Source organism: Winogradskyella damuponensis, from assembly GCF_039538385.1.
GTDB lineage: Bacteria > Bacteroidota > Bacteroidia > Flavobacteriales > Flavobacteriaceae > Winogradskyella > Winogradskyella damuponensis.
This window is the reverse complement of record NZ_BAABCB010000018.1, coordinates 142,203-167,739: the sequence shown is the minus strand read 5'-3', so window position 1 is coordinate 167,739 and position 25,537 is coordinate 142,203. Positions and strand designations below refer to the sequence as shown.

The following is a 25,537-nucleotide window of genomic DNA, read 5'->3' as shown; positions in this document are numbered from 1 at the left end:
AAAGTAAGCATTGCTTTTGGAATCGTCAATAAAATTACGTTCTTGTGATTATGTTTGACAAGCGCTACTATTATCTTATTAAAATACAATATTTAGGCTATCGTTTTCATGGTTGGCAAAAGCAACCTGATGTAAAAACGGTTCATTTAATGATAGATCGTACATTAAAGTATATTCTTCAAGATACACGATTTAAGACTTTAGGTGCCGGCAGAACTGACGCTATGGTCTCGGCCAACGAAGCAGCTTTAGAATTATTTATTTACAACGAACCTATTCAAGATTTTGAGGAGTTCTTAGGTTTATTTAATCATAATTTACCTCAAGATATACGTGCTTTATCCATAGAGGAAGTCGATAAAACGTTTAATATTATTCAAGATTCTAAGTTAAAAGAGTACCATTATGTGTTTTCTGAAGGTCAAAAAAATCATCCATTTTGCGCACCAATTCTCACTACAATTCTAGAGCCTCTTGATGTTGATCTTATGAAACAAGGTGCCAAATTATTTGAAGGTACTCACAATTTTAAAACCTATTGTTATCGTGCTACAGATAAAGGTGAGTATATTAGAACTATTGAATCCTCAGAAATAGTCAATAATGATATTTACACGGCTAATTTTTTTCCAGAAAAATCGTATGTTTTTAAAGTGGTTGGAAAAGGGTTTATGAGAAACCAAATCCGACTAATGTTTGGATGTTTAATAAAATTGGGTAGAGGAGAAGTAACACTTGAGTATATAGAAAACACTTTAAAACACGAAAGCACTGAAGTTATGGATTATATTGCGCCAGCTTCAGGATTAATATTACATGCTGTAGATTTTGAATAAAAAAAGAAGGCATTAAATTTTTTATTTAATGCCTTCTTTTGGATTTGTTATGATCATTCTCTTTTCAATAAGAAAAAAATGAATTCAAGAATTAATCAGCCACATGATGTTTTGGCTCTTTATCTAAAAATTTTCCGTTTACAGATTCGCCTAAAATGATCACTTCTTTAGAGCGCTCATACATTTTAATAGCGCGATGCATCTGTAATTTAGTACCACTGTATAATTTTACACCTGATCTTGAGCCTTTGTTTCTAATTTCAATATAAAAACCGTCTTTAAGTGCTGTTGGTCTTGTTGCTGGTCTACCCATAAATAATAAATATAATATCTGTTTATAAATTAGTGCATGATAGGGAAAAATATGATAACTCACAAGTTTATTTTATAACATTTATTAATGTAGTTATCCACGTTGTTAAAATCTGTTTAACAATCAGTACTTTACTAAATAAGTATAGCAATATTTTAAGGCTCAATAATTCAAGCTATTTATAAAACAGCTTGGATATCAGTGGGTAGGTTGTGTTAAAGCAAAAAAATAGATTCGCAATTTGAATAAGGTTAAAACCTATAGTATAAGAGCTAAAGACAATCATTAATCATTACGATATTTGAATTCTAAGAGTGAAAAGTTCGAATTTAAAACTTAAATACTCAAAATTTATTTCAAATAACAATACAAATATATTCAACATGAAAGAGCAATTTAATACAGCACTAAGCAACCTTGTAGATAAATTAATAGGTTGGTTTAATGCTATTATAGAAAGTATTCCTAATTTAATTTTGGCTATTTTGGTTATGGTTGCAGCATATTTTACGGCTAAATATGTCAGCAGATTAGTCATTAGACTTATTGATAAACGTGTAGAGCAGGAGTCTATTAAAGGAGCCATTTCAAGAGTAAGTGCTGTTATTGTTGTGGCTTTAGGTTTATTTATGGCACTAGGTGTTTTAAATTTAGGCAAAGCCTTAACCTCCTTACTTGCAGGTGCAGGTGTTGTTGGTTTGGCTATTGGTTTGGCACTACAAGGTACATTGGCTAATACCTTTGCAGGACTTATATTATCCTTTAGAAAGAAAATACAAATAGGACATTGGGTTGAAACCACAGGATACTCAGGTGAAGTAATGGATATTAATCTTAAAGATTTTACACTTAAGGAAGCAGATAATAATATTGTTATTATTCCTAATAAAACAATCTTAGATAATCCTTTAAAAAACTATTCTTTAACAACAAAAATGAGAGTGTTTATAGAATGTGGAGTAGGTTATGAGTCTGACTTAGAGAAGGTAGAGCAACTTACCAAAGAAGTTATTGCTAATACGTTTGACCAAGTAGAAACTGCCGAAAATGTAGAGTTTTATTATACAGAATTTGGTGATAGTTCTATAAATTATTTATGCCGATTTTGGATAGATGCAGAAAATATGCTCGAAAAATTAAGAGCTAAAACCAAGGCTATTATTGAGATTAAAAAAGCCTATGATAAAGAAGGTATTAACATTCCATTCCCAATTAGAACCTTACAATTTGATAGTAAATTAGATGTTAATACATCTGATATCAAAGAGACTTTTGCTAAGAACTAGTACTAAACATTCAATTGAGTTAAAACTGATAGGATAAGAGCAAAAGGAATGGCATAAGGATAACGATATTTGCTATATATATTAATCACTAAAAACCAAAAATGATGAAGAAATTAAGTTTTTTATTTATAGCCTTATTTAGTTTAAGTATAATCACAACCAGCTGTAGAGAACAAAAATCTACAGGAGATAAAATTGAAGAAGCAGTAGATGACACAGGAGATGCTATTGAAGATGCTGCAGATGATGTTTCGGATGAAGTTGAAGATGTAGTAGACGACAACAAGTAATATTTTTGATATTTATATAAACAAAGCCATCAATTGAGATGGCTTTTTTTATTTTTATACAAAAAAATAATATGAAGAGTTATCCTGTACCCAAAGACGTCTTTACGTTCTTTAAAAAGTTAGAAAAAAACAACGATAGAGATTGGTTTAATGCACATAAACCAGAATTTAAAGCGATTGAAGCTAAAATGAAAATAGCTTATAATCATTTGGGTGAGTTAATGAGTGCACATGATCAGATTGAAAAAATCAAGATATTCAGAATTTATAGAGATGTGCGATTTTCTAAAAATAAATTGCCTTATAAAACCCACTTTGGAGGTTCATTTGCCAGAAAAAAGCCAGAATTAAGAGGTGGCTACTATTTGCATATTCAGCCTAATAACGAATCATTTATTGCTACAGGTTTTTGGGACCCAAACAAAGAGGATCTATTACGTATTAGAAAAGAATTTGAAATGGATGATAGCGAAATCAGAACGATTCTTAATGACAAAACATTTAAGGCTACTTGGGGAAATTTTGTTGGTGATGAACTAAAAACAGCACCTAAAGGTTTTGATAAAGAACACGCAGCTATAGATTTAATAAGAAAAAAACAATTTATATTCACTAAAAAATATACAGATAAAGACGTTTTAGCAGAGGGTTTCCTAAATGATGTTGATGATGCCTTTAAAAAAATTAGACCTTATTTTGACTATATGAGTGATGTCCTTACAACAAACTTAAACGGCGAATCGTTGTTGTAAATTTAAACGGCTTGTAAAACATCAGTTTTAGTAAATACTTGAATACTATCAATTAGTCGTTCCTTAACAATAGTCATCATACGTTTGTTTAAAGAAGATGAATTCTGAATATATAAGGCGTACTCTTCAACCGTAAACTGACCAATAAGCATGCCTTTTACAGCATTTCTGAATTTTGTGTCTTTATGAATCGTATTATCTATATAGGCCAATTGCTTTTCTAAAGAAAGTTCATAAAACACGTTTTTATGTTTCGTAATGTAATTTTTAAAAACGACGATGAGTAAATCGTGTTGAAGTTTTACAATTGGTCGTATCGTTTTATTTTGAAATAACTCTTCAGAACCTATTGTATCATAGATTTTTGCAGATGAAATATTTGGACGAATAGCTAATAAATCTTCGGTTCTAGAAGTCATAATGAGGTTATTAAGGTGAATTCGGAATTAAATTTACTCAATAACTTACCTCGTTTAATTGAAGTGCAATTATCTTGTTAACGTGGTTATTAACAATGGTGATTATTGTATTCAATATTCTAATGCTTTTCTATTTTCAAATAAAGTGATTACACTTATCTTTGAATAAACGCAAATTCATGAAATTCGGAAGTGTCGATAATCCAAGCGATATAGATTTTACTTTACCAGCAGATCATCCAGATACTTTAAAAGTGTTGCAGAACAAACCATCAGAAAGGTGTAATGTCTTTGTTGGTTGTGCAAAATGGAATAAAGCAGATCTAAAAGGATTTTATCCTAGAGGTACTAAAGACGAATTAGAATATTACTCGCGTCAATTTAATTCTATTGAACTCAACGCTACATTTTATAGAATATTTCCTCCAGAGCAATTTGCAAAATGGTACGATAAGACTCCTGATAATTTTAAGTTCTTTCCAAAGCTAAACCAAGAAATTAGCCATTGGAAACGGTTGAGTGACGCCATTACGCCTATTGTAGACAATTACCTCTACAGTGCCGTAAATTTAAAAGAAAAGTTGGGTTGTGTGTTTCTTCAAATGCATAACAATTTTGCACCAAAAGACTTTAATCGTGTTGTAAATTTTGCAGAGAGTTGGCCAAAAGAAATTCCATTAGCTATGGAGTTTAGACATACCAATTGGTATAACGACAAAGCCGTAGCCGAAGATTTATATCAACTTTTAGAAGCAAATAATATTTCAAATATTATAGTAGATAGTGCTGGCAGACGCGATATTATGCATATGCGTTTAACAAACTCTAGAGCTTTTGTACGTTATGTTGGCGCTAATCATCAAAGTGATTACGCAAGGTTAGATGATTGGGTAGAACGCTTAAAACTATGGAAAGCTAATGGTATTGAAGAAATAGACTTTTTTGTACATCAAAATATCGAAAAAGAATCACCATTACTTTCTGCTTATTTGATAAAACAATTAAATGCCGAATTGGGGACTCATTTAAAAATCCCAAACGACGATTCAGATAGACAACAAAAACTTTTATAAAAACATATTAAGATGGTTAATAACAACAATAAAAACATGAGATTTCATACAAGAAAATGGGTAAAACCCGAAGATTTAAATCCTAATGGTTCTTTATTTGGAGGACAACTTTTAGCATGGATAGATGAAGAAGCTGCGCTTTATACCATCATTCAGTTCGAAAATTCAAAAATTGTTACCAAATTTATATCTGAAATCAACTTTATGAGTTCTGCGGTACAAGGAGATATTGTAGAACTAGGAATTGAGGTACTAAAATTTGGTAAAACATCGCTAACATTAAAATGCGAAGCCAGAAATAAAATGACCAGAGAAACCATACTAACCGTAGATAACATTGTTATGGTTAATTTGGGAGCCGACGGAAAACCTGCACCACACGGTAAAACACAAGTGGAGTATGTTAAAGATAGATTATAAATCTGTTCTTAATTTTTGTTACCTAAGGACAGCTCGTAAATTTCTAAATCAAAATATTTTACAGATGCGAGGACATGGTCAAAGATATCACCTAATATATACTCATAATTTTTCCATCGTTGATCACTGCTAAAGGCATAGATTTCCAACGGAATTCCTTGTGAAGTGGGTTCTAGTTGACGCACCATTAATGTCATATCTTTATTTATGGCAGAATGGTTTTCAATATACGTTTGAAGGTATTTTCTAAACACACCAAAGTTGGTTAGGTTTCGTCCGTTAATTAAAACAGACTTATCTATATTGTGTTGTGCATTATAAGTATTTATTTCGGTAGAGCGTGTTTTTAAATACTCTGAAACCAATTGAATCTTGCTAAAACGTTCAATGTCTTCAGCAGATAAAAAGTTAATGGTAGAGGTCTTTATAATCACAGAGCGTTTAATTCGTCGTCCGCCAGAATCCATCATACCTCTCCAGTTCTTAAACGAATCTGAAATTAAAGCATAAGTAGGAATTGTTGTTATTGTTTTATCCCAGTTTTGAACTTTTACAGTGGCTAAATTAATTTCAATAACATCACCATCAGCACCATATTTCTCAAAGGTAATCCAATCTCCAATCCTTACCATATCGTTTATAGAGACTTGGATGCTGGCTACAAAACCTAAAATGGTATCTTTAAAAATTAAGATTATAACAGCAGAAGCAGCACCTAATGTCGTCGCAAATTTTATAAAAGAGACACCTGTTATAATGGCTAAAATTGAAAATAAGCCAAGAAGCCAAGCAAAAATCATAAAGACTTGTACATAACTATCAATAGGCTTGTCTTTGTAATTAGGTAATGTTTTAAGGTAATCTTTAATAGAACTTAAAAAACTTCTTATAATTTGAAGGGTGAGTACAATGGTAATAATCACCAAGGTTTTTTCGATAATAATATTGGCAGTTTCAAAATCTGAAAATACCTGAGGTACAAATTCAATTAAGATTAACAACGGAATTACATGCGCTATATTTCTTGGTAATTTGTTAGTGATTAGTATATTGTCAAAATCTGTTTTGGTGCGTTTAGCTACACTTGCCGAGAACCTCCAAAGTAGACGTTTGGTAATATAATCAACAATAAAGGCTAAAATTAAAAGTGCCAGGAGAAGTCCAAGCATATTAAGATACTTTGCTGTATCTTCAGATAAGCCATTTTCTATTAAAATATCGTATAAGATGTGTTTAATATTAAGCACGTTTAGACTTGTTTAAGTATTTTTTTTCAATATAAAAAGTTCCAAAAGGAATAATAGAAGCCAATAAAACAATCCAAAATGTTCTTGTTGGCCATTTCATGTCTGAGCTAATTAAAACGGCTATTACAACATAAGCCATAAATAAAATACCGTGTGGCATTCCTAATAATTTCACATATTGTGGGTCTTCATATAAATACTTTATTGGAGTAGCAATAAACAATAATAAGATATAGGAAACACCTTCTAGTAAAGCCACAATTCTAAAAACAGGCAATAATTTTAGCATGATATTAAATTTTGTGCAAAAATACTTTAGAATTAAGTAATAAGAGAAGATTTTAACAGCTTTTAAGAAATTTGATAAAACTAAAATTCTATTATTTATATTTAGCAATATCTTTAATCTATTAGCATTTTAATTCATGAGAAAAACTTTAACACTAACACTCTGTTCATTCATCTTATTGTCTTGTGCAACAGCGCAAACGGCAAGCAAGAAAAAAACAAAAAACAACACAGCACAGGTAAAAACACAACCATCTAAAAAAAGCAATGAAAAAATAAAAGATTACGATAAAGTCATTACAAAAGAAGCCATTTCAGATGAAGGGCTATTTGATGTGCATTTAGTGGGAGAGAAGTACTATTTTGAAATCCCAATGGCATATTTAAATACAGATATGTTGTTGGTAAGTCGTTTTTCTAAATTACCTTCAAACTTAGGTGGTGGTTATGTAAATGCTGGTACAAAAACCAATACACGTATGATTAATTGGGAGCGTTTTAAAGATAAAATTCTCATTAAAGAAAAATCATCTAGCGCTGTTGCTGCAGATAGTTTACCTATTAACGTATCTGTAACGTCTAATAATTACGAGCCCACCTTATATGCTTTTGACATTGCTGCGTTTTCTAAAGATTCTTCTGCTGTAGTTATAGATGTAACCAGCTTTTATGGATCAGATGTGAAAGCCATTAGTGGATTATCGTCAAGATTAAGATCGACTTACAAGGTTAAGAATTTAGATAAATCAAGAAGCTTTATCAATTCGGTTAAGAGCTTCCCGGAAAATATAGAAGTTATACAAGATTTTACCTATAACGCTTCAAACCCTCCAGTAAATACAGGAGATGAAACCATTAGTATACAAATGAATCAATCTATGATTCTTTTGCCAGAAACGCCAATGCAACCACGACTTTATGATGATCGTGTAGGTTGGTTTACTTTAAGTAAATACGACTACAGTAGCGAAGAATTAAAATCGGATAGAAAAACTTATTTAAGACGTTGGAAATTAATCCCAAAAGATATTGAAGCTTATAATAGAGGAGAGTTAGTTGAACCTGTAAAACCTATTGTTTATTATTTAGACCCAGCAACTCCGATGAAGTTTAGGTCGTATATGAAAGAAGGTATAGAGCTTTGGCAAAAAGCTTTTGAAGCTGCTGGGTTTAAAAATGCAATTATTGCAAAAGATCCACCAACTAAAGAAGAAGATCCGGATTTTAGTCCTGAAGATATTAGATATTCTGTAGTAAGATATGTAGCGAGTACCACAAGAAATGCCACAGGACCAAGCGTCTCAGATCCAAGAAGTGGTGAGATTATTGAAAGTGATATTATTTGGTATCATAACCATTTACGTTCGTACCGTAACCGTTACTTATTAGAAACTGGTGCAGCAAATCCATTAGCAAGAACCTTAAATACTCCAGATGAAGAAATTGGTGAAATGATGAAAATGGTTATTGCTCATGAGGTTGGTCATACTTTGGGTTTACCACATAATATGAGTGCAAGTTACGCTTATGATGTAGAAAGTTATAGAGATGGTGCGTTTACGCAAAAATATGGTATTGCAGCAACCATTATGGATTATGCTCGATATAATTATATAGCGCAACCTGGAGACGAAAATATAAGATTTATAAGACAGTTAGGGCCTTACGATGAATACGCAATTAATTATGGGTATAGATATATTGACGGAGCAAAATCTGCAGACGATGAAAAAGCCATATTAAATGGTTGGGTGATGGAAAAGGCAGGTAATCCTATTTACAAATTTGGAGGTCGCGGTAGTTATGATCCTACAGCACAAACGGAAGATATAGGAAACAATAGTATTAAGGCGAGTACATATGGACTTAAAAATTTAAAAATAGTCGCTAAAAATTTACCAAGTTGGACAAGTGATCAAACAGATAATTATGAAGATTTAGAAGAGCTTTATGGTGAAATGCTTAGCGTATGGAGTCGATATATTGGTCATGTGGTTACACATGTTGGTGGAGTAGTAGAAGAAAATAAAAATCCGTCACAAGGAGGCATGGTTTATAATCCTGTATCTAAAACATATCAAAAGTCGGCAATACAATGGTTGCATAAAAACGCATTTGAAACTCCAACATGGCTAATTGATAAGTCTATACTTCAGAATATAAATTATGCTGGTTATACAGATCGCATAAGAAGTTTACAGTCTAGACATTTAAATAATTTATTGCATTTTGAACGTTTAGGAAGGCTAATAGATCATAATGCAATGGATGCTAATAGTTATTCGGCTTTAGAAATGTTAAGAGATTTACGTTCAGGAATATGGTCTGAAGTAGATTCAGGATTGAATGTTTCAGTTTTTAGACGTAACTTGCAGCGTGTGTATTTAGATGCTATGGCAAATTTAATGACCAAAGATTTAGATCCAAATCGCAGCAGACAGTATTACAATGTTAATCAATCTGATGTTAGAGCTTTGGTTAGAGGTGAGTTAAATATAGTAAAGCGTATGCTTACTTCAGCTTCAAAAACTAATGTAAACACAGAAACCAAATACCATTATAGAGATGGTATCGAACGAATTAATTTAATTTTAGACCCAAAATAATCATGAAAAAAATTATTTATTTAGCCTTACTTCTATGTTTTTCTGCAACAACCATTACAAGTGCGCAATCAAAACCAAGTCAAAAGGAAATATTTGCTTCAACATATCACAGCTCTAAAACAGCTATTAAAGCACAACAATATCAATTTGTAGGTTTAGTTGTTTATAACAATAAAGAAAGACAAAGGTTAGAAGCAGATTATAATACGCTAAAAATTGAGTCTGATAATATTAGCGGAACACTAAGCTCATTAGGTACTTACACATTTTTAACAGATACCTCAAAGAATAAAATCACAAATTATAAAGCGTCTTTTAATGATGATGCACAAGAAATTGTGATTGAGTTTAATGTAGGTGAAGCTAAGTTTCATATTAATGTTAAAGCTAATGGCAATGCTTTTTTAACCTTAAAGTCTGGTGTTAATAATATTACTCAAACAGGAAAGATTGAAAGGATATAAGTTGTATCTTTGCAACTAGTTTATTGAAAATATACTACACAAGTAACTTTTTTCTTAAGTTATTTTACTAGATTTTAATACGATTCATTGTTAAGTTAATTAACTTGTCTGCATTAGCAATATTTTCATGAGCACACACATATTAATTTTTAAAACAACGAATGGCTAAATCACAACAAACTTTTAGTAAAAGCGAAAAAGAAAAAAAGAGATTAAAAAAGAGAGAGGATAAGCGTAAGAAAATGGAAGCGCGTAAACTCGAGAAAGAAGAAAATGGAACAGGTGGTATTCCTTTGGCTTATGTAGATCATAACGGAAACCTTACAGATACACCTCCAGATCCTTCTATGAAGGTTAAAGTAAAAGCAAAAAATATTGTTATAGGTATTCCTACAAAAGAAGAATCTGACGAAGATCCGTTTGATCCAATCAGAAATGGGAAAGTATCTTTCTACGACAGTTCAAAAGGTTTTGGTTTTATTATAGATACAGAAACTAACGAAAAGCACTTTACACACGTCAGTGGTATTATTGATGAAATTGCAGAAAACGACAAGGTTACTTTCGAGTTAGAGAAAGGACAACGTGGTATGAATGCCGTTAGAGTAAAACTAGTTAAATAGTATACCTTAAATATCATATATAGAACCATCATAATTAATACTTATGATGGTTTTTTTATACTTCTTTTTTATGCATCCACAAATAATAACAATTGAAAGCAAAATAGTCGTTGGAATAAAAAGTGCTATGCATCATAGTGAGTTTGGTAATATTGTTGCCTTATGGAAACGTTTTATGCCAAGACATAGAGAAATTCACAATAGGTTGAATAACGAATTTATAGCGTTACAAGTTTATGATGATTTTAATACTATAGAAAAACCATTTGATATTTGGGCTTGTGTCGAAGTTAAAAACTTAGATCACATACCAGAAGGTATGAAGTCGTTTACAATTCCTAAAGGTATGTACGCATTGTGTCTTCATAAAGGCATGGATGCTTCTAAAACCTATGAGCAAATCATGAAGAAATGGTTACCACATTCTGGATACACAATTGATAATAGACCACATTTTCAAACTATGGGCGAAAAGTATATAAATGGAAGTCCGGATTCTGAAGAGGACTTTTATGTTCCTGTAAGATGAATTAAAAATTAACTCTAAAATCACAACCTACCTTATAATTACTACAACCAAAAGCTGTTTTGCCTTGTAGTATTTTCCCTGTTTTACACTTAGGACAAACATCACCGGCTTTAATTGTTGGTTTTTTTACGGTTTGCTTTGGTTCAAATTTTAATTTAAAATCAGTATCAAAGCGTAATAAACCTTCCTGAGAGCTGCCTTCAATTTTAAAGCCTTTTAAGTTTACAGTAGATCCTTTAGTTAATAATCTAATAAATTGTTTTTCAGAAATTTTCTTGTCACCAAAACTAAAGGGTAAGGTAAAATCGCAAGATTTTCCATAAAGGTTACAGCCATAAGCCGATTTCCCTTTTAATAAAGAACCCGTTTTACATTTAGGACAAGAATTACCCACTAATGATTGGGACTTTGATTTCGTTTTTGCTTTCGATTTTGGTTTTCCTACAGGTTTATTATTTACCGCCGAAATTCGAGTTTGTACCTTTTCACTTCGGACTTCATAAACTAAGGCATCAACCATGCGTTTCATTCCTCTAATAAAAGCACTTGCGCTAAACTCACCTTTTTCTATATCTTTTAATTGCTTTTCCCAAGAACCCGTAAGTTCGGCAGATTTAAGCAATTCATTCTGAATTGTATCAATAAGTTGAATTCCTGTTACCGTTGGTAATATCTGTTTTTTATTTCGCTTTATATATTTCCGTCTAAACAGTGTTTCAATAATATTGGCTCGTGTAGATGGACGTCCAATACCATTTTCTTTCATTAAATCTCTAAGCTCTTCATCTTCAACTTGCTTTCCTGCGGTTTCCATTGCTCGTAGGAGAGTCGCTTCTGTATATTGATTTGGTGCTTTTGTCTGTTTCTCTATAAATGAAGGTTCATGAGGTCCTTTTTCACCTTTTACAAAAGTAGGCAGTAAGGCATCCTCTTTTTTGTTGGACTTTTCTGACTCAAAAACAACACGCCATCCTTTAGATAAAATTTCTTTTCCTGTGGTTTTAAAGTTAACATCAGCCGCTTTTCCTATAACTGTGGTGTTTGATACTTTACAATCGTCATAAAAAACAGCTATAAAACGCTTTACAATAATGTCGTAAACTTGTTGCTCATTGTATTGCAAATGGGTTTGCATTCCGGTTGGAATAATAGCATGGTGATCTGTTACTTTCTTATCATTAAAAACACGAGAAGATTTCTTTATTTTTTTAGTTAAAAGAGGTGTTATAAGAGTCGAATAATCAGTTAGTTTAGATAATATGTTTTTTACTTTAGGATATACATCATCAGGTAAAAAAGTGGTATCAACTCTAGGGTAGGTTACCGCTTTTTTTTCATATAATTTCTGAGCTATTTTAAGCGTATCGTCTGCCGAAAATCCAAATTTCGTATTACAATAAACTTGCAATCCTGTTAAATCAAACAGTTTTGGTGCGTATTCTGTCCCTTTCTTTTTAGTGGTGGATACAATCTCAAATTCGTGTTCTTTGACTTTATTAGCTAAAATTTCACCATCTTCCATTTTAAGAAAACGGCCTTCCTCATAACTAAAAAGGGTAGCTCTATATAGTGTTTGTAATTCCCAATACGGTTGTGGTACAAAGTTTTCAATTTCCTTAAACCGATTTACAAGCATTGCCAAGGTTGGTGTTTGCACACGTCCTACAGACAGTACTTGCTTATAACCTCCATGTTTTACCGTATATAAGCGTGTGGCATTAATACCTAAAAGCCAATCTCCAATAGAACGCGAAAAACCAGCATAATACAGGTTGTCATAATTTTCTGAAGGCTTTAAATTTTTAAATCCTTCTTTTATAGCTTCAGTAGTTAACGACGAAATCCATAACCGTTCTACTTTTCCTTTATAGTTAGCTTTATTAATTACCCAACGTTGAATTAATTCTCCTTCTTGGCCAGCATCACCACAGTTAATGACAACATCTGCTTTATCAAATAAACTTTTTACAATGTTGAATTGCTTTTTTATACCATCATTGTTAGCCACCTTAACCTCAAACTTTTCAGGAAGCATAGGTAAGTTGTTTAAATCCCAACTTTTCCAATAAGGTTTATAGTCGGCAGGCTCAAATAAGGTACAAAGATGCCCAAAAGTGTATGTCACAGCATAGCCATTGCCTTCATAGTAGCCATCACGTTTTGTGGTAGCTCCTAGTACAGAGGCAATTTCTCTAGCAACACTTGGTTTTTCGGCAATACAGACTTTCAATTAAAATGAATTTAATGAGTGCGAAAATACAGAAATTTATAAATGAAAAGGCTATTTTTTTAGAGTTCTAAAACTAATTTTTGCCCAATTTTTAATGGAGACGATTGTTTAATGGAGTTGGTTTTGCAAAGTTGTGATACAGACATATTATTTCGTCTCGAAATGCCATAAAGCGTATCTCCTTTTTTTACCACATACACTTTAGGAGTCTTAATTAAACTAACCAATGCAGCTTCATCGGCAGATTTAATAACTTTTACTTTACTGACACGCCTTGAGTTGTGAAACCTAGCATGCGTCCACTTTTGTGTCACCCAAACTTGTTGTGATCTGATGGCATTTTTAGATGAAAAATCTAAAAGGTATTCCGGATGAATGTATTCACCTTTATAGCTTAATTCCAGATGTAAATGGCTTCCTCTAGAATTCCCCGTATTTCCACCTTTACCTATATACTGACCCTTATAAATTGTATCGTTAGCTTTAACACCAATGTGTGATAAGTGTGCGTATGTAGATTCTAAGCCATTAAAATGGCGTACAACAATTACATTTCCAAACCCATTTGCATATTTTGCAAAACGTACAATACCATCTAATATCGTTACTACAGTATCTCCAGTTACCAAATCAATATCAATACCTTTATGAGGTCGCCCTCTGCGCCAACCATATCGTGATGTAACGACTTTTTTATGAGGAACAGGAGAGGCATAAGTGCTATCTGTAAAACTTAATTCAATTGGAAACTCTTGAATGGTATTGGCATAAGGATTGTAAAGTGTCGTATCCCAATGTTCAGCTTTAATATCTACAACTTCGGCTTTTTTTGTTATTAGAGGTATTTCAATAGCTTCAATAACAACCCGTTTAAATTTAGTTGTTTGTAATTCTATTTTTAAAGACTTAGAAATTGAATCTTCTTGGGCGAATGTTTGAATTGTACAGTAGAAAAATGTGATACAGAAAACAATGTATTTCATAGAGGGCAAATAATCTAACAAACTTTGGAAACGTAAATATATAATAAATATTATTTGAAAATTAAATTTTTGAAAGTCCTGCGAATTTTTCTAACAAAAAAATCGTTTTCATAAAATTGAATAGGTATCTATTGTTCTGAGACTTTTTTTGTGAACCAAAGTGTTGTAAATTTGCAACTTCTAAAAAGTTAACCCGAAACTAAATTTATGTCTGTAACAAATCAAGCAGTTCAAGAAAAAAAAACCGATAAAGAATTATACGACTACCAACAAGGAGCCATAAGCCAAATTTTCGAAAAGTTTGACACAGAGCGCGAAGATTATCACTTGTTATACCAATTACCAACAGGTGGTGGAAAAACAGTAATTTTCTCTGAAATTGTACGTCAATACCTTAAAAATCACAAAAAGAAAGTAGTGATTATGACGCACAGAGTAGAACTTTGTAACCAAACGTCTAAGATGTTGGATGGTTTTGGTGTGACAAATAAAGTGGTCAATAGTAAGGCAAATTTAGATGATCAAGGAGACTATTCTTGTTTTGTGGCCATGGTTGAAACCTTAAATAATAGACTAAACGATGACATGTTAGATATTTCTGATGTTGGTTTAGTAATTATTGATGAGGCGCATTACAATTCATTTACCAAACTTTTTAAGTTTTTTGAAAAATCGTTTATTCTTGGAGTAACTGCAACGCCTTTAAGTTCAAATAAGGATTTGCCAATGAAGGATAATTACGATGAACTTATTACAGGTGAAACGATTGAGAATCTTATAGAAAATGAGTTTTTGGCAAGAGCAGAGACTTATGCATACGATATGGGATTAACGTCTTTAGAAGTGGGTTCTAATGGAGATTATACCGTAAAATCGTCTGAAGATTTATACTCTAGTCCAGCAATGTTGCAAAAACTAATTGATGCGTATAAAAAACATTCGCTAGGGAAGAAGACCTTAATCTTTAATAATGGTATTAACACATCTATTAGTGTGTATTATGCATTTAAAGAAGCAGATTTACCAATTATGCACTTGGATAACACCGCGACAAAGAAACAACGTAAGCAAATTTTACAATGGTTTCATGAAACTCCAGATGCTATATTAACATCGGTAAGTATCTTAACTACGGGATTTGATGAGCCAACTATTGATACCATTATCTTAAACAGAGCAACCAAATCCTTGACATTATATTACCAAATGATTGGTCGTGGGTCTCGTATTTTAAATAATAAATCAAAATTTACAACTATAGATTTAGGAAACAACCTGTATAGATTTGGACCTTGGGGCGCAGATTTAGATTGGCAATTAATCTTTAAATCGCCAAACTGGTATGCAGATCGTATTAAGGATGATGAAGCGATTGAATCAAACTTTAAACACGATTTATCCGATGAAATCAAAGAAGAATTCTCTAAGTCTGAAGAAACTTATTTTGATATTAAGCAAACGTACAAAGATGCTGTAGATAGTGGAGAATCTTCAAAAGTAGTACTTGAACGTTCTATAGAGCAACACGCTAAAATCTGTATAGAAAATAGTGAAGATGTTTACGATGCTTTGGCATTAGCGAAACTATTAAAGGACGATATCAATCAACGTATTGAAACTTATGCCAAATGTATTAGTAGAAGTACGTATAATTTCTTGAAATGGTTAAAGGACGACTACCAGAAGAAATTAAACTCGTATTTAAGAACTAATTTTGATGAGAAATTTGAAGAAATCCACGGATTTCCTCCTGAGGATTAAAGGTTTATAATAAACAGAATTAAATTGATTTTGTATTATAAAATAGCGTAATTTCGCGCCTTATTTTAAAACACTATAAATGAAACGTATTAATCAATACAAAAAGCTTTTTTCTGTAGAAGATTCAATTAATCTTAAAGATTTAAAAAAGACCTATAGAAACTTAGTTAAAGAATGGCATCCAGATAAATTTCAAGATGGTGACGCCGGACAGGAAGAAGCTGAATTAAAGAGTGTTGAAATCATTGATGGGTATCATTTTTTAGTGAGTATTGCGCCAGAAACTAAAGCTGCAAACCTTGAAGAATATACTGCTACTATTACAGATTCTAGCATTTTAGATTTTCAGCATAAAGGACAGCTTTTAGAAATTACATTTTTAGATGGCAGCACTTATGAGTATTTTGGTGTTCCTAAAGGAGTTTTTATTAAATTCTTAAATTCAGATAAACAAATGCGTTTTGCAAGACGAAGTATTTTCAATTCGTATTTGTACAGAAAATCTAAAAAAGAGCTTCAGGAAGCTTAGAAAAGAGTAGACTTAGTATAAAATATAGTTATGAGCAACGAAAATTCCGATACAAACGAAGACATTTCAATCCATGAGATTGAAAACTGTATTTCTATATTAGAACGATTAGTTGCTAATACAAATCAAATTTTTGAAATTCCTAAAGCCCAACGTACGGCTTTAATCAAAGCATCAGGACAATTATCACGTCCAAGTAGAGAGGAATTTTCGCGACGTAAAAAAGACGCCAAAAAAGCAGCAAAACGTAAGCAAGCGGCTAGAGATAAAAATGCTAGAAAAGTAACAGGTATCAGAAGTGCAAGAGAAGCACATATTTTTGTAGCCCCTAAATTGTTACCTGAAGCCGATTTAAAAGCTAAAGAACAGTTAGAATTAGAATCTCCAAGAAACTGCTACGTTTGTAAAACCCTTTTCACCAAGTTACATCATTTTTATGATACCATGTGTGAAGAGTGTGGTGATTTTAACTATGCCAAACGTTTTCAAACGGCAGATGTTAAAGGTCAAGTTGCTGTCATTACAGGGTCGCGTTTAAAAATTGGATACCATATCACCTTAATGTTATTACGTGGTGGCGCCACAGTTATTGCAACCACACGTTTCCCTGTAGATTCTGCCTTGCGTTTTTCTCAAGAAGAAGACTTTACAGAATGGGGCCATCGTTTAAAGATTCACGGTCTTGATTTAAGACATATTCCTAGTGTAGAAATTTTCTGTAACTTTATAGAACAACGCTACGAAAAACTAGATATTCTTATTAATAATGCAGCACAAACCGTAAGACGACCAGCAGGTTTTTACAGTCATTTAATGCCAAACGAAGAACGCCCAATAGAAGAGTTACCTAAGTTTGCACGCGATTTACTAAACGATCATACCGAATGTTTACAAGAGTTACAACAATTAACTTCTGGAGCATCTTCTAATAAAAATATGCCAGTAACTTGGCATGGACCAGAACCAGGTATTGGTTTAAGAGCGTCTGCTAAATTATCGCAGATTCCGTATAGTTTTGATAATACTTTAGTAGCTCAAGAAGTCTTTCCAGAGGGAAAATTAGATGCCGATTTACAACAAGTGGATTTAAGAAAAACCAACAGTTGGAGATTAAAACTAGGTGAAATTGAAACCACAGAAATGATTGAAGTACAGCTTGTCAATTCTGTAGCACCATTTGTTTTGTGTAATCGTCTATCTGAAGTAATGAAGAAAGAGAATACAGGTAAGAAGCACATTATCAATGTTTCAGCCATGGAAGGGAAGTTTCATTCTTTTTTTAAAGAAGACCGTCACCCACATACCAATATGGCCAAAGCCGCTTTAAATATGTTAACGCATACCGCTGCTGGTAGTTTAGCTAAAGAAGGTATCTATATGAACGCTGTGGATACAGGTTGGGTAACTGACGAAGATCCTGCGGAATTAGCAAAACGAAAACAAGAATTACACGATTTTCAACCACCTTTAGATATTGTTGATGGTGCAGCACGTGTACTGGATCCTTTATTTGATGGTATTAATACAGGTAAACATTGGTCTGGTAAATTCTTAAAAGACTACCGACCTATTAGTTGGTAATTACACTTCAAACATTATCTAAATTTTAATTTTGTACTTAAATTTTCGGATTATCCAAAGTACAAATTACCTTTGCAACATAATAAAAGACTATGGCATCATTTTCAGAATTAGGAATACATAAGAATTACATCAAAGGTTTAAAAGAACTTAATATTGTAAATCCTACAGAGATACAAGAAACCGTAATTCCTATTTTATTAAAATCTAAAACCGATTTAATAGGATTAGCACAAACCGGAACGGGTAAAACAGCAGCCTTTGGCTTACCTGTGTTACACGCTATTGATACTAATAACTCTGACGTACAAGCTTTAATTATTGCGCCAACACGTGAATTAGTACAACAAATACAAAAGCAACTCTTTAGATTTACAAAGTATATTGACCAAAAGATTTTTGCTGAAGGTGTTTATGGAGGTGAAAAAATTGACAAACAAATTAAAGCCTTAAAAAGAACCACACATATTGTTGTGGCAACACCAGGGCGTTTACTTGATTTGGTAGAACGTGGTGATGTTGATATTTCTAAAGTAAAGATTTTAGTCTTAGATGAAGCTGATGAAATGCTAAGCATGGGCTTTAAAGAAGATTTAACTAAAATCCTTAAATTCAATACGTCTAAACGTAATACGTGGTTGTTTTCAGCAACGATGCCAGAAGAAATTAAGCGTATTGTAAAAACGTATATGTCTCCAGATGCAGTTAAAATAGAAGTGAATAAAAATGCTTTAGTTAACGAAAACATTTCTCATCATTATGTAAATACGTCTATCAAAGACAAGCTCAATATGATTATTCGCATCTTAGACAAGCGTCAAGATGAAAGAGGTATTATTTTTTGTAAAACCAAAGCCGGTACACAAGCATTGGCACATCAATTACAGCAAGAAGGTTTTGCTGTTGGTGCCTTAGAAGGTGATATGCAACAAAAGGAGCGCGATAAAGTGATGCGTGCTTTTAAAAACGAAAGTTTACAAGTTTTAATTTCTACAGATGTTTCTGCACGAGGTATTGATGTTAATAATCTCGCTTTTGTATTGCATCATCAATTACCAGAGCATTTAGATTATTACACGCACCGAAGTGGAAGAACCGCAAGAGCTGGTAAAACAGGGCAGTCTATTGCTTTAATTATTCCTGGCGAAATGCAGAAGGTATTAGAGGTACAAAAAGCTTTAGGAATTACGTTTAAAGAACTTACAATGTAAAAATAGAGTTCACTAAGCTTTTAAGCTAAAACCAAACGTTTTAATTTTTGATGGAATTTTATCAAAAAGCATAAGGACTAAAGGTTTGTTTTAAATTAGTGTAGTTCTTAAAACTCTTCAAATTCATAATACAGCACTTTCATATTTTAGTATTATATTGTGTCTTTAATTAATTAACACACAATTTTAATACACATGAAATCATTTTCAATAGAAGATATAAACGCCATTGTACAAGGTGAAGTTATAGGTGAAACCACCAATAAAATAAAAGGATTAGAACAAATTCAAAAAGCAAACGAAAACCAAGCAACCTTTATTGGTAATCGGAAGTTTGCTGGTTTATGGGCTACTTCTAAAGCAAGTTTAGCCATTGTTAATGATAATATAGATATTGATCCTGGAGAGAACCGTGTGTTTATTAAAGTTAAGAATGCCGATTTGGCCATGGCTAAATTGTTAGAGACGTTTACTCCAAAACCTCCACATTTTGATACCGAAATTCATCCTTTAGCCACTATTGATAAGTCTGCTAAAATAGGGGAAGGCACTAAAGTAGGTGCTGGTTCTTATATTGGTAAAGATGTGGTTTTAGGAAGTAATGTTATTATTTACCCTAACGTGACTATTTTAGATGAAACGACCATAGGCGACCACACTGTAGTTTGGTCTGGTACTGTGATTAGAGAGCGTTCTGTAATTGGCAGCTATTGTATTTTTCATAATAATGTGAGTATTGGAGCTGATGGTTTTGGCTATCGTCCGAGTGATGATGGTAGAGGCTTAGTAAAGATTCCACATATTGGAAATGTGGTTATTGGTAATGCTGTTGAGATTGGAGCTAACTCTTGTGTAGATCGTGGTAAATTTAGTTCTACGATTATTGGTGACGGATGTAAGATTGATAATTTGGTTCAAATAGCACATAACTGTGTGCTAGGACGTTCTTGTATTATGGCAGGAAGCTCAGGACTAGCGGGTTCTGTAACCTTAGGAGATGGAGTTATTATTGGAGGTTCGGCTTCTATAAAAGATCATACTACTATTCATTCAGGAGCTACTGTAGGAGCAGGCTCTGGCGTAATGAATGATGTCGCTGCAGGGAAAACGGTATTAGGTTATCCTGCTGTAGACTCTAGAGAAATGCTAAAACAATGGGTGGCGCTTCGTAAGTTGGCTAGGTAATTAGTTAGCTATTAGCGACAGTATAAGCTCAGAAATTATATACATATATTGACGTCAGTTTGAATGCGGTTCCTTTTTAGGATTTCATTCTAACTGACGTTATTTTTTGCAATACACTTAAGCAGATTTCTGTTCTACATTTTGTTTTAAATGTAATAAACCAGCGACCATACCATCTAATTCGTGTTCTAAGAAGTTAGCGTTTCTTTTGCTAAATCCTTTAATGGTATTGGAGTATAGTTCTACACCACAATGCTTTATACAAACACTATAAGTGTCATTTTCTGCATCTAATTTTACTGAAGTTCTGTAATCGCTTGACACTAATAACCAGTAACATAAACTATTAATCTGGTTAAACAAAGAGAATTTTGTTTCCATAATATTTAGATTTAATAGATAGAGGGAGATCTACAGCAAAGGTATGTGCAAAGCTATTTGGACTCAAACTTGTTTGTTGTAGGGCTTAGTTTTATCGGTAAGCTGTTTTTAATCGCTTATAAATCCGATAATTAGCAGTATTTAATTTGTGGCATCATATTTGAATACTATTAAGTAATTATTAAAATTAAATATAATACAATGAGTAAAGGAACAGTAAAATTCTTCAATGATGCTAAAGGTTTTGGTTTTATCACCGAAGAAGGTTCAAACAAAGAACATTTTGTCCACATTTCTGGATTAGTCGATGAAATTCGTGAAGGCGATGACGTAGAATTTGATCTTACAGAAGGCAAAAAAGGTTTAAACGCAGTAAATGTAAAAGTTATCTAATATATATTACTTAACCTAAATTATGGAAGCTCATCACTATGTGATGGGCTTTTTTACGTTATAAGCGTTCTGTTTTAAGTGTGTCTTTCAATACCATTAAGATTATTATTAAATGCGGTAATGTATGGTTAGTGTTCTTTCTAATTTTATAACATAAAGACGCTTAAAAATTAAGTTGAATATTAAAAAACAAATACAAGATGTTAAAACCAAGACAGCAAACACCAGACTTAAAGATTAATTTAGTTAATGGAGCAGAATGGGAGCTAAGTAAACAGCAGCCCGAAGCCTTTACATTACTTATTGTTTACAGAGGTCTTCACTGTCCGGTGTGTAAAACATACTTAGAAACGTTACAGAGCAAATTATCTAAATTTCAAGATTTGGGAGTTAAGGTTATCGCTGTAAGTAGTGATACAGAAGCTAAAGCAAAACAAACCTATGAGGAATGGGCTATTACTGATGTCCCTTTAGGTTATGCGTTTCCTATAGCAGAAGCCCGTAAATGGGGATTGTTTATATCTAAAGGTATTAAGGATGAGCCTGATACATTTATAGAACCAGGATTGTTTGTTATACGACCAAATCAGGAGTTGTATTGTGCTTCTCTACAGACGATGCCTTTTGCACGACCAGGATTGGATGATGTGATTAATGCCATCAAATTTGTATTGGATAAGGATTATCCGGCTAGAGGTGAGGCTTGATTTTAGGTGGTAGGGATTAGGTAGTAGGGATTAGGGATTAGGTGTTAGGTGGTAGGGATTAGGTGTTAGGTGGTAGGGATTAGGTAAATTAACGACATTGGATTTCATGAGTGAAACACAAAATTTTAAGATTCAACATTTGCCACGTTTATTAGTAGCTGCTGGTAAATCATGGTTTGATGGTGCACCGTTTCAGCGTAGTGCTATTGTGGCGTATTATGCGGTGTTGTCCTTACCGGCTTTGGTGATTATTATTTTAAAAGTAGTTGGTAGTTTTTGGGGTGAAGATATTGTACAAGGGGAGTTGCTTAGTGAAATTTCGAGAGCTATTGGTCCAGATGCCGCTGATGCAATAAGAACTATGATTGCGAATCAAAGTGGCGCGAAAACCTCTGTTTTTGCTACTGTTATAGGTATTGGTACGTTGCTTTACGGTTCTACAGGTGTGTTTTTTCAGTTACAGTCTGCTTTAGATACCATTTGGGAACAAGAACCCTCTTATAAAAACGATGTTGTTGCAACTTTAATGAGTCGAGTAAAAAGTTTTGGCTTTATACTTATTTTAGGTTTTTTATTGTTGACTAGTTTTATACTGACCTCTCTATTAAGTACGTTTAGCAAGCAATTGAATCGGTTTTTGCCAGATAATCTCTTTGATTATGTGTTTGTAGTTGACTTTTTAGTATCGGTAGGATTCATTTATATTTTATTTGCTACGATGTTTAAATATTTACCTTCAGCTAAGATATCATGGCCGTCTGTAAGAGTAGGAGCTGCACTAACAACTTTGTTTTTTCTCATAGGTAAATATTTGTTAGCCCTCTATTTTAATACTATGGAACCAGGATCTACATACGGAGCTGCAGGTTCTATTATACTTATTATGCTTTGGGTATCTTACTCGAGTTTGATTTTATTATATGGTGCACATTTTACTAAAGCCTATGCTGATGATTATGTTTCAGGAGATTACATAACTGGAAAGGATTAGAATTTGATGTCTTTATAGGTGCTGCTTTTATAATCCTTAACATTTATAAAACGTATTTTTGTTTCTAATAGCTGTCATAATTGCTGTAAAATGGTTAGTTTTGCCGCACATAGAAGCATTGGTATTATAATTGGATACGAAAGAAAACTAATTCATGCTTATTTTGAATAAAAACAATTACTGTGTTAAAATTATTAAAGAAATTATTTTCATCTCATAAAGGAACGGCTCAACAAGAAGGCACCGTTAAATTTTTCAACTATGCAAAGGGGTTTGGTTTTATAACCATTACAGATTCTGGTGAGGAAATCTTTGTACATAAGTCTGATCTTAAAACAAGAATTAAACAAGGTAACAAGGTTTCGTTTAATGTTGAAAAAAGTGATAAAGGACCAGTTGCTGTAAATGTGAGCAAGATTTCTAAATAAGTTATAGGAATCGTATAGGCCTTTATTTTTATTTATTTCCCAGAATACATAAGTTATACTTGATACTTTATTAGAAGTAAGGCAGCTCTAATGGTTTTAAATACTATTTTACATAATATAAATTATAGGACAAACTAGATTTAAGACTTATATAGTAATCATTTGGATATTTAGTTGATTATAGGCGTTTATGTATATGCGGTATATTTTCCGTATTTGAGTATTTGTACGGTTTATTTCTTTTTACGCGATTCTCAGGACGCTTAAAACTTTTGGTTTGTTGTGATTCTAATTATTACACTTCAGTTTCTTGTAGACGTTTTATGGTGTCTTTATAGTTTAATAAAAAAAGCAAGTAAAATAGATTTGTTGTTTGGTCTAATATGTTTTGAACTTGTAGTGTCTTACATCTGTTATACCGTTTATATTGTTTTGATTTCGTGTTTAACTAGATACACAGCTTATCCGAGTGTTATCTGAAGGACACCCGACGCATACCCGAATGAGACCCGAAGGAACTACGGGTGAACCTCATATTTGATATGACAACAGATTGCTATTGCGCCCAGGCTATTACTGGCTTTAAGCGTTGTTAGTTGGCCTGTATTCTATTTTACATAATATTATGTGGGATTGTTTTTATTTTTATGAGCTTAGATTATGGCTATACATTGCATGGCTTGTGGGGTTTGGTATACTTGGTAAGATTGGTGTTGCTGTTTTAGATATGCGATGCCTAACCATACTGTAATGGCCACATCTGTTGGAATGCCACTTGGTGTTGGTGCCTGCCATTGCAGACTGATATTGTGGTGTGTTGTATGTAGTTCTAATGGTTGACTTTGTACAATGCCACCTAAGGTGTTATGTTTTGGATGTGCGGGTTTATACGTTTTTATTTTGGCATGCCATTGCCATATAGATACACAACTGATGGCTGCTGAAAGCTGATAATGTGTGGCTTTTTTGGGAACTTTAGAATGTTGGTTTGCTGTGCTTTGTGGACACTTTATTGTAATTACAGTCCGTTGTGTATTGGTTGAAACTTTTGTTTTTGAGTTGTGTAAGTGGTGGAACGCTAAGTCACTATTGAGTTGAAAGCCTATGAGGTCTGAAGGGCTATTGAAAAGATTGGCCTCTCTTTCTCCGAAGGTACCACTCCCCTTTTGAATGATTTTACGACAACAACCTGTTAAACGACTCGCCATATAGTTGTTTTTGAATTGATTGGCTTTGTCTGCTAAACCTTTTCTGATGGCTTTAGATAGTTGTGATGCTGCTGCAAACTCTTGGTTGTTGCGTTTTATGTTTACAAAGGCTGGATCGTTGTTAATGCGCTCTCTTGATGGTCCAACGGCTTTGCGTACAATGTATTGGCCATTGAGTTGGTAAAAGCACTTTCCATTTAAGGTGCCTACGAGTTTTAGGATGCCTTTTTGTCTGGACATTTGGTTTTGAGCTTGTTAGAAGTTACAAAATAGTAAAAAAAGTTTTTTTATTGGTATTAAATTACTTAGAATTAGGGTTTTAGGTGTGTACTTGTAAAATATGTTTTTAATATCTTTTGTCTTGAAACAAAAGAAACAAAAATTCAAGGCGGCATATAATTTTGGAAACGATTACGGCTCTTTTCGCTATATTTTAAGAAACATGGGAACTCCTTAAGATTGCTTTGAAATCCTATGAAAGACTAAAATTTTTAAGTGTATGTATTATTAGCCCCTTAAAATATGGACGCTGCACTCACCTATCGTTTTGCCAAAATGATATGAGGCCAGGCTAAGCATTGGAACTTTACAGGGTATATGGATCATTGAGTTGGTAAAAGCACTTTCCATTTAAGGTGCCTACGAGTTTTAGGATGCCTTTTTGTCTGGACATTTGGTTTTGAGCTTGTTAGAGCTTGTAAAATACGGAATTTTTTGGATTTCTAGAATTGGGTTAAGAGGGTTCAGTGTGAAGGCTTTTAGAATCAAGAACCTAGAACCTAGAGGTAAGAATTAAGACAGTA

General features: G+C 32.9%; 27 protein-coding genes. 19 read left to right on the top strand and 8 right to left on the bottom strand.

What is annotated here, in order from left to right; translation table 11 throughout:
• Positions 1–50: 50 nt before the first annotated feature.
• Positions 51–836 carry a tRNA pseudouridine(38-40) synthase TruA gene (gene truA, locus ABD730_RS09425; protein ID WP_344714167.1) on the top strand — a complete coding sequence of 262 codons (786 nt, stop codon included), beginning with the start codon at positions 51–53 and terminating at the stop codon, positions 834–836.
• A gap of 91 nt (positions 837–927) precedes the next feature.
• Here the strand turns inward: truA and ABD730_RS09420 are convergent, their stop codons facing one another.
• Positions 928–1,149, bottom strand: coding sequence for a hypothetical protein (locus ABD730_RS09420; RefSeq protein ID WP_215925694.1), 222 nt, complete (start codon positions 1,147–1,149; stop codon positions 928–930).
• Between the two features lie 383 nt (positions 1,150–1,532).
• Between ABD730_RS09420 and ABD730_RS09415 the strand changes: the two genes are divergently transcribed.
• From ABD730_RS09415 to ABD730_RS09405, 3 genes are all read left to right on the top strand, one after another.
• Positions 1,533–2,435: a mechanosensitive ion channel family protein gene (locus ABD730_RS09415; RefSeq protein ID WP_334469202.1), complete on the top strand. Its 903-nt coding sequence runs from the start codon at positions 1,533–1,535 to the stop codon at positions 2,433–2,435.
• A 101-nt stretch (positions 2,436–2,536) separates the two neighbouring features.
• Complete coding sequence (locus ABD730_RS09410) at positions 2,537–2,725, top strand: hypothetical protein (RefSeq protein WP_334469199.1); 189 nt, start codon at positions 2,537–2,539, stop codon at positions 2,723–2,725.
• A gap of 71 nt (positions 2,726–2,796) precedes the next feature.
• Positions 2,797–3,477: a DUF2461 domain-containing protein gene (locus ABD730_RS09405; RefSeq protein ID WP_344714164.1), complete on the top strand. Its 681-nt coding sequence runs from the start codon at positions 2,797–2,799 to the stop codon at positions 3,475–3,477.
• Between the two features lie 2 nt (positions 3,478–3,479).
• Here ABD730_RS09405 and ABD730_RS09400 read toward each other — a convergent pair whose 3' ends face one another.
• Positions 3,480–3,896, bottom strand: coding sequence for a glyoxalase (locus tag ABD730_RS09400; RefSeq protein ID WP_334469195.1), 417 nt, complete (start codon positions 3,894–3,896; stop codon positions 3,480–3,482).
• 179 nt (positions 3,897–4,075) lie between these two features.
• Here ABD730_RS09400 and ABD730_RS09395 point away from each other — a divergent pair, with 179 nt between their 5' ends.
• Positions 4,076–4,969, top strand: coding sequence for a DUF72 domain-containing protein (locus tag ABD730_RS09395; RefSeq protein ID WP_215925689.1), 894 nt, complete (start codon positions 4,076–4,078; stop codon positions 4,967–4,969).
• Positions 4,970–5,005: 36 nt separating this feature from the next.
• A complete protein-coding gene (locus ABD730_RS09390; RefSeq protein ID WP_215926074.1) occupies positions 5,006–5,389 on the top strand; it encodes an acyl-CoA thioesterase in 384 nt (127 codons plus the stop codon).
• An 8-nt stretch (positions 5,390–5,397) separates the two neighbouring features.
• Here ABD730_RS09390 and ABD730_RS09385 read toward each other — a convergent pair whose 3' ends face one another.
• Both ABD730_RS09385 and ABD730_RS09380 read right to left on the bottom strand, forming a co-directional pair.
• Positions 5,398–6,636 (bottom strand): mechanosensitive ion channel family protein, encoded by a 1,239-nt coding sequence (locus ABD730_RS09385; RefSeq protein ID WP_334469191.1) that lies wholly within the window; start codon positions 6,634–6,636, stop codon positions 5,398–5,400.
• Positions 6,629–6,925 (bottom strand): DUF3817 domain-containing protein, encoded by a 297-nt coding sequence (locus ABD730_RS09380; protein WP_334469188.1) that lies wholly within the window; start codon positions 6,923–6,925, stop codon positions 6,629–6,631. The genes ABD730_RS09385 and ABD730_RS09380 overlap by 8 nt, the downstream gene beginning before the upstream one ends.
• Positions 6,926–7,061: 136 nt before the next feature.
• On the opposite strand from ABD730_RS09380, the gene ABD730_RS09375 reads away from it, so the two are divergent.
• The 4 genes from ABD730_RS09375 (at position 7,062) to ABD730_RS09360 (ending at position 11,146) form a co-directional block, all read left to right on the top strand.
• On the top strand, positions 7,062–9,530 hold the full coding sequence (locus ABD730_RS09375; protein ID WP_344714157.1) for a zinc-dependent metalloprotease: 2,469 nt from the start codon (positions 7,062–7,064) through the stop codon (positions 9,528–9,530).
• Between the two features lie 2 nt (positions 9,531–9,532).
• Positions 9,533–9,994 (top strand): hypothetical protein, encoded by a 462-nt coding sequence (locus ABD730_RS09370; protein WP_344714155.1) that lies wholly within the window; start codon positions 9,533–9,535, stop codon positions 9,992–9,994.
• 161 nt (positions 9,995–10,155) lie between these two features.
• Entirely contained in the window at positions 10,156–10,617 is a 462-nt protein-coding gene (locus ABD730_RS09365; protein WP_334469181.1) for a cold-shock protein, read from the top strand.
• 70 nt (positions 10,618–10,687) lie between these two features.
• Positions 10,688–11,146, top strand: coding sequence for a GyrI-like domain-containing protein (locus tag ABD730_RS09360; protein ID WP_344714152.1), 459 nt, complete (start codon positions 10,688–10,690; stop codon positions 11,144–11,146).
• A 1-nt stretch (position 11,147) separates the two neighbouring features.
• Here ABD730_RS09360 and ABD730_RS09355 read toward each other — a convergent pair whose 3' ends face one another.
• Positions 11,148–13,376, bottom strand: a complete 2,229-nt coding sequence (locus tag ABD730_RS09355) for a type IA DNA topoisomerase (RefSeq protein ID WP_344714151.1) — start codon at positions 13,374–13,376, stop codon at positions 11,148–11,150.
• Between the two features lie 59 nt (positions 13,377–13,435).
• A complete protein-coding gene (locus tag ABD730_RS09350; RefSeq protein WP_334469175.1) occupies positions 13,436–14,359 on the bottom strand; it encodes a peptidoglycan DD-metalloendopeptidase family protein in 924 nt (307 codons plus the stop codon).
• Between the two features lie 207 nt (positions 14,360–14,566).
• On the opposite strand from ABD730_RS09350, the gene ABD730_RS09345 reads away from it, so the two are divergent.
• The 5 genes from ABD730_RS09345 (at position 14,567) to lpxD (ending at position 20,626) form a co-directional block, all read left to right on the top strand.
• Positions 14,567–16,120 carry a DEAD/DEAH box helicase gene (locus ABD730_RS09345; RefSeq protein ID WP_334469173.1) on the top strand — a complete coding sequence of 518 codons (1,554 nt, stop codon included), beginning with the start codon at positions 14,567–14,569 and terminating at the stop codon, positions 16,118–16,120.
• A 79-nt stretch (positions 16,121–16,199) separates the two neighbouring features.
• Positions 16,200–16,649 (top strand): KTSC domain-containing protein, encoded by a 450-nt coding sequence (locus tag ABD730_RS09340; protein WP_215925681.1) that lies wholly within the window; start codon positions 16,200–16,202, stop codon positions 16,647–16,649.
• A gap of 30 nt (positions 16,650–16,679) precedes the next feature.
• On the top strand, positions 16,680–18,230 hold the full coding sequence (locus ABD730_RS09335; protein ID WP_334469169.1) for an SDR family NAD(P)-dependent oxidoreductase: 1,551 nt from the start codon (positions 16,680–16,682) through the stop codon (positions 18,228–18,230).
• 92 nt (positions 18,231–18,322) lie between these two features.
• On the top strand, positions 18,323–19,441 hold the full coding sequence (locus tag ABD730_RS09330; protein WP_344714149.1) for a DEAD/DEAH box helicase: 1,119 nt from the start codon (positions 18,323–18,325) through the stop codon (positions 19,439–19,441).
• 195 nt (positions 19,442–19,636) lie between these two features.
• Positions 19,637–20,626: a UDP-3-O-(3-hydroxymyristoyl)glucosamine N-acyltransferase gene (lpxD, locus tag ABD730_RS09325; protein ID WP_344714147.1), complete on the top strand. Its 990-nt coding sequence runs from the start codon at positions 19,637–19,639 to the stop codon at positions 20,624–20,626.
• A gap of 117 nt (positions 20,627–20,743) precedes the next feature.
• On the opposite strand, the gene ABD730_RS09320 is transcribed toward lpxD, so the two are convergent.
• Positions 20,744–21,007, bottom strand: a complete 264-nt coding sequence (locus ABD730_RS09320; protein ID WP_334469163.1) for a hypothetical protein — start codon at positions 21,005–21,007, stop codon at positions 20,744–20,746.
• Between the two features lie 201 nt (positions 21,008–21,208).
• On the opposite strand from ABD730_RS09320, the gene ABD730_RS09315 reads away from it, so the two are divergent.
• The 4 genes from ABD730_RS09315 (at position 21,209) to ABD730_RS09300 (ending at position 23,526) form a co-directional block, all read left to right on the top strand.
• Positions 21,209–21,400, top strand: a complete 192-nt coding sequence (locus ABD730_RS09315; protein ID WP_215925676.1) for a cold-shock protein — start codon at positions 21,209–21,211, stop codon at positions 21,398–21,400.
• Positions 21,401–21,600: 200 nt separating this feature from the next.
• Positions 21,601–22,107, top strand: coding sequence for a redoxin domain-containing protein (locus ABD730_RS09310; RefSeq protein ID WP_344714144.1), 507 nt, complete (start codon positions 21,601–21,603; stop codon positions 22,105–22,107).
• A 106-nt stretch (positions 22,108–22,213) separates the two neighbouring features.
• Positions 22,214–23,098 carry a YihY/virulence factor BrkB family protein gene (locus tag ABD730_RS09305; protein ID WP_344714142.1) on the top strand — a complete coding sequence of 295 codons (885 nt, stop codon included), beginning with the start codon at positions 22,214–22,216 and terminating at the stop codon, positions 23,096–23,098.
• A 182-nt stretch (positions 23,099–23,280) separates the two neighbouring features.
• Positions 23,281–23,526 (top strand): cold-shock protein, encoded by a 246-nt coding sequence (locus tag ABD730_RS09300; RefSeq protein ID WP_334469154.1) that lies wholly within the window; start codon positions 23,281–23,283, stop codon positions 23,524–23,526.
• Positions 23,527–24,179: 653 nt separating this feature from the next.
• Here ABD730_RS09300 and ABD730_RS09295 read toward each other — a convergent pair.
• On the bottom strand, positions 24,180–24,974 hold the full coding sequence (locus ABD730_RS09295; RefSeq protein WP_344714139.1) for a hypothetical protein: 795 nt from the start codon (positions 24,972–24,974) through the stop codon (positions 24,180–24,182).
• Positions 24,975–25,537 lie beyond the last annotated feature (563 nt).

Coding starts and splice junctions, on each gene's coding strand:
- ABD730_RS09295 (WP_344714139.1), bottom strand. CDS start 24,974: ATGTCCAGACAAAAAGGCATCCTAAAACTCGTAGGCACCTTAAATGGA.
- ABD730_RS09420 (WP_215925694.1), bottom strand. CDS start 1,149: ATGGGTAGACCAGCAACAAGACCAACAGCACTTAAAGACGGTTTTTAT.
- ABD730_RS09305 (WP_344714142.1), top strand. CDS start 22,214: ATGAGTGAAACACAAAATTTTAAGATTCAACATTTGCCACGTTTATTA.
- ABD730_RS09315 (WP_215925676.1), top strand. CDS start 21,209: ATGAGTAAAGGAACAGTAAAATTCTTCAATGATGCTAAAGGTTTTGGT.
- ABD730_RS09375 (WP_344714157.1), top strand. CDS start 7,062: ATGAGAAAAACTTTAACACTAACACTCTGTTCATTCATCTTATTGTCT.
- ABD730_RS09360 (WP_344714152.1), top strand. CDS start 10,688: ATGCATCCACAAATAATAACAATTGAAAGCAAAATAGTCGTTGGAATA.
- ABD730_RS09330 (WP_344714149.1), top strand. CDS start 18,323: ATGGCATCATTTTCAGAATTAGGAATACATAAGAATTACATCAAAGGT.
- ABD730_RS09415 (WP_334469202.1), top strand. CDS start 1,533: ATGAAAGAGCAATTTAATACAGCACTAAGCAACCTTGTAGATAAATTA.
- truA (WP_344714167.1), top strand. CDS start 51: ATGTTTGACAAGCGCTACTATTATCTTATTAAAATACAATATTTAGGC.
- lpxD (WP_344714147.1), top strand. CDS start 19,637: ATGAAATCATTTTCAATAGAAGATATAAACGCCATTGTACAAGGTGAA.
- ABD730_RS09405 (WP_344714164.1), top strand. CDS start 2,797: ATGAAGAGTTATCCTGTACCCAAAGACGTCTTTACGTTCTTTAAAAAG.
- ABD730_RS09400 (WP_334469195.1), bottom strand. CDS start 3,896: ATGACTTCTAGAACCGAAGATTTATTAGCTATTCGTCCAAATATTTCA.
- ABD730_RS09410 (WP_334469199.1), top strand. CDS start 2,537: ATGATGAAGAAATTAAGTTTTTTATTTATAGCCTTATTTAGTTTAAGT.
- ABD730_RS09370 (WP_344714155.1), top strand. CDS start 9,533: ATGAAAAAAATTATTTATTTAGCCTTACTTCTATGTTTTTCTGCAACA.
- ABD730_RS09365 (WP_334469181.1), top strand. CDS start 10,156: ATGGCTAAATCACAACAAACTTTTAGTAAAAGCGAAAAAGAAAAAAAG.
- ABD730_RS09310 (WP_344714144.1), top strand. CDS start 21,601: ATGTTAAAACCAAGACAGCAAACACCAGACTTAAAGATTAATTTAGTT.
- ABD730_RS09380 (WP_334469188.1), bottom strand. CDS start 6,925: ATGCTAAAATTATTGCCTGTTTTTAGAATTGTGGCTTTACTAGAAGGT.
- ABD730_RS09350 (WP_334469175.1), bottom strand. CDS start 14,359: ATGAAATACATTGTTTTCTGTATCACATTTTTCTACTGTACAATTCAA.
- ABD730_RS09335 (WP_334469169.1), top strand. CDS start 16,680: ATGAGCAACGAAAATTCCGATACAAACGAAGACATTTCAATCCATGAG.
- ABD730_RS09345 (WP_334469173.1), top strand. CDS start 14,567: ATGTCTGTAACAAATCAAGCAGTTCAAGAAAAAAAAACCGATAAAGAA.
- ABD730_RS09395 (WP_215925689.1), top strand. CDS start 4,076: ATGAAATTCGGAAGTGTCGATAATCCAAGCGATATAGATTTTACTTTA.
- ABD730_RS09340 (WP_215925681.1), top strand. CDS start 16,200: ATGAAACGTATTAATCAATACAAAAAGCTTTTTTCTGTAGAAGATTCA.
- ABD730_RS09390 (WP_215926074.1), top strand. CDS start 5,006: ATGAGATTTCATACAAGAAAATGGGTAAAACCCGAAGATTTAAATCCT.
- ABD730_RS09320 (WP_334469163.1), bottom strand. CDS start 21,007: ATGGAAACAAAATTCTCTTTGTTTAACCAGATTAATAGTTTATGTTAC.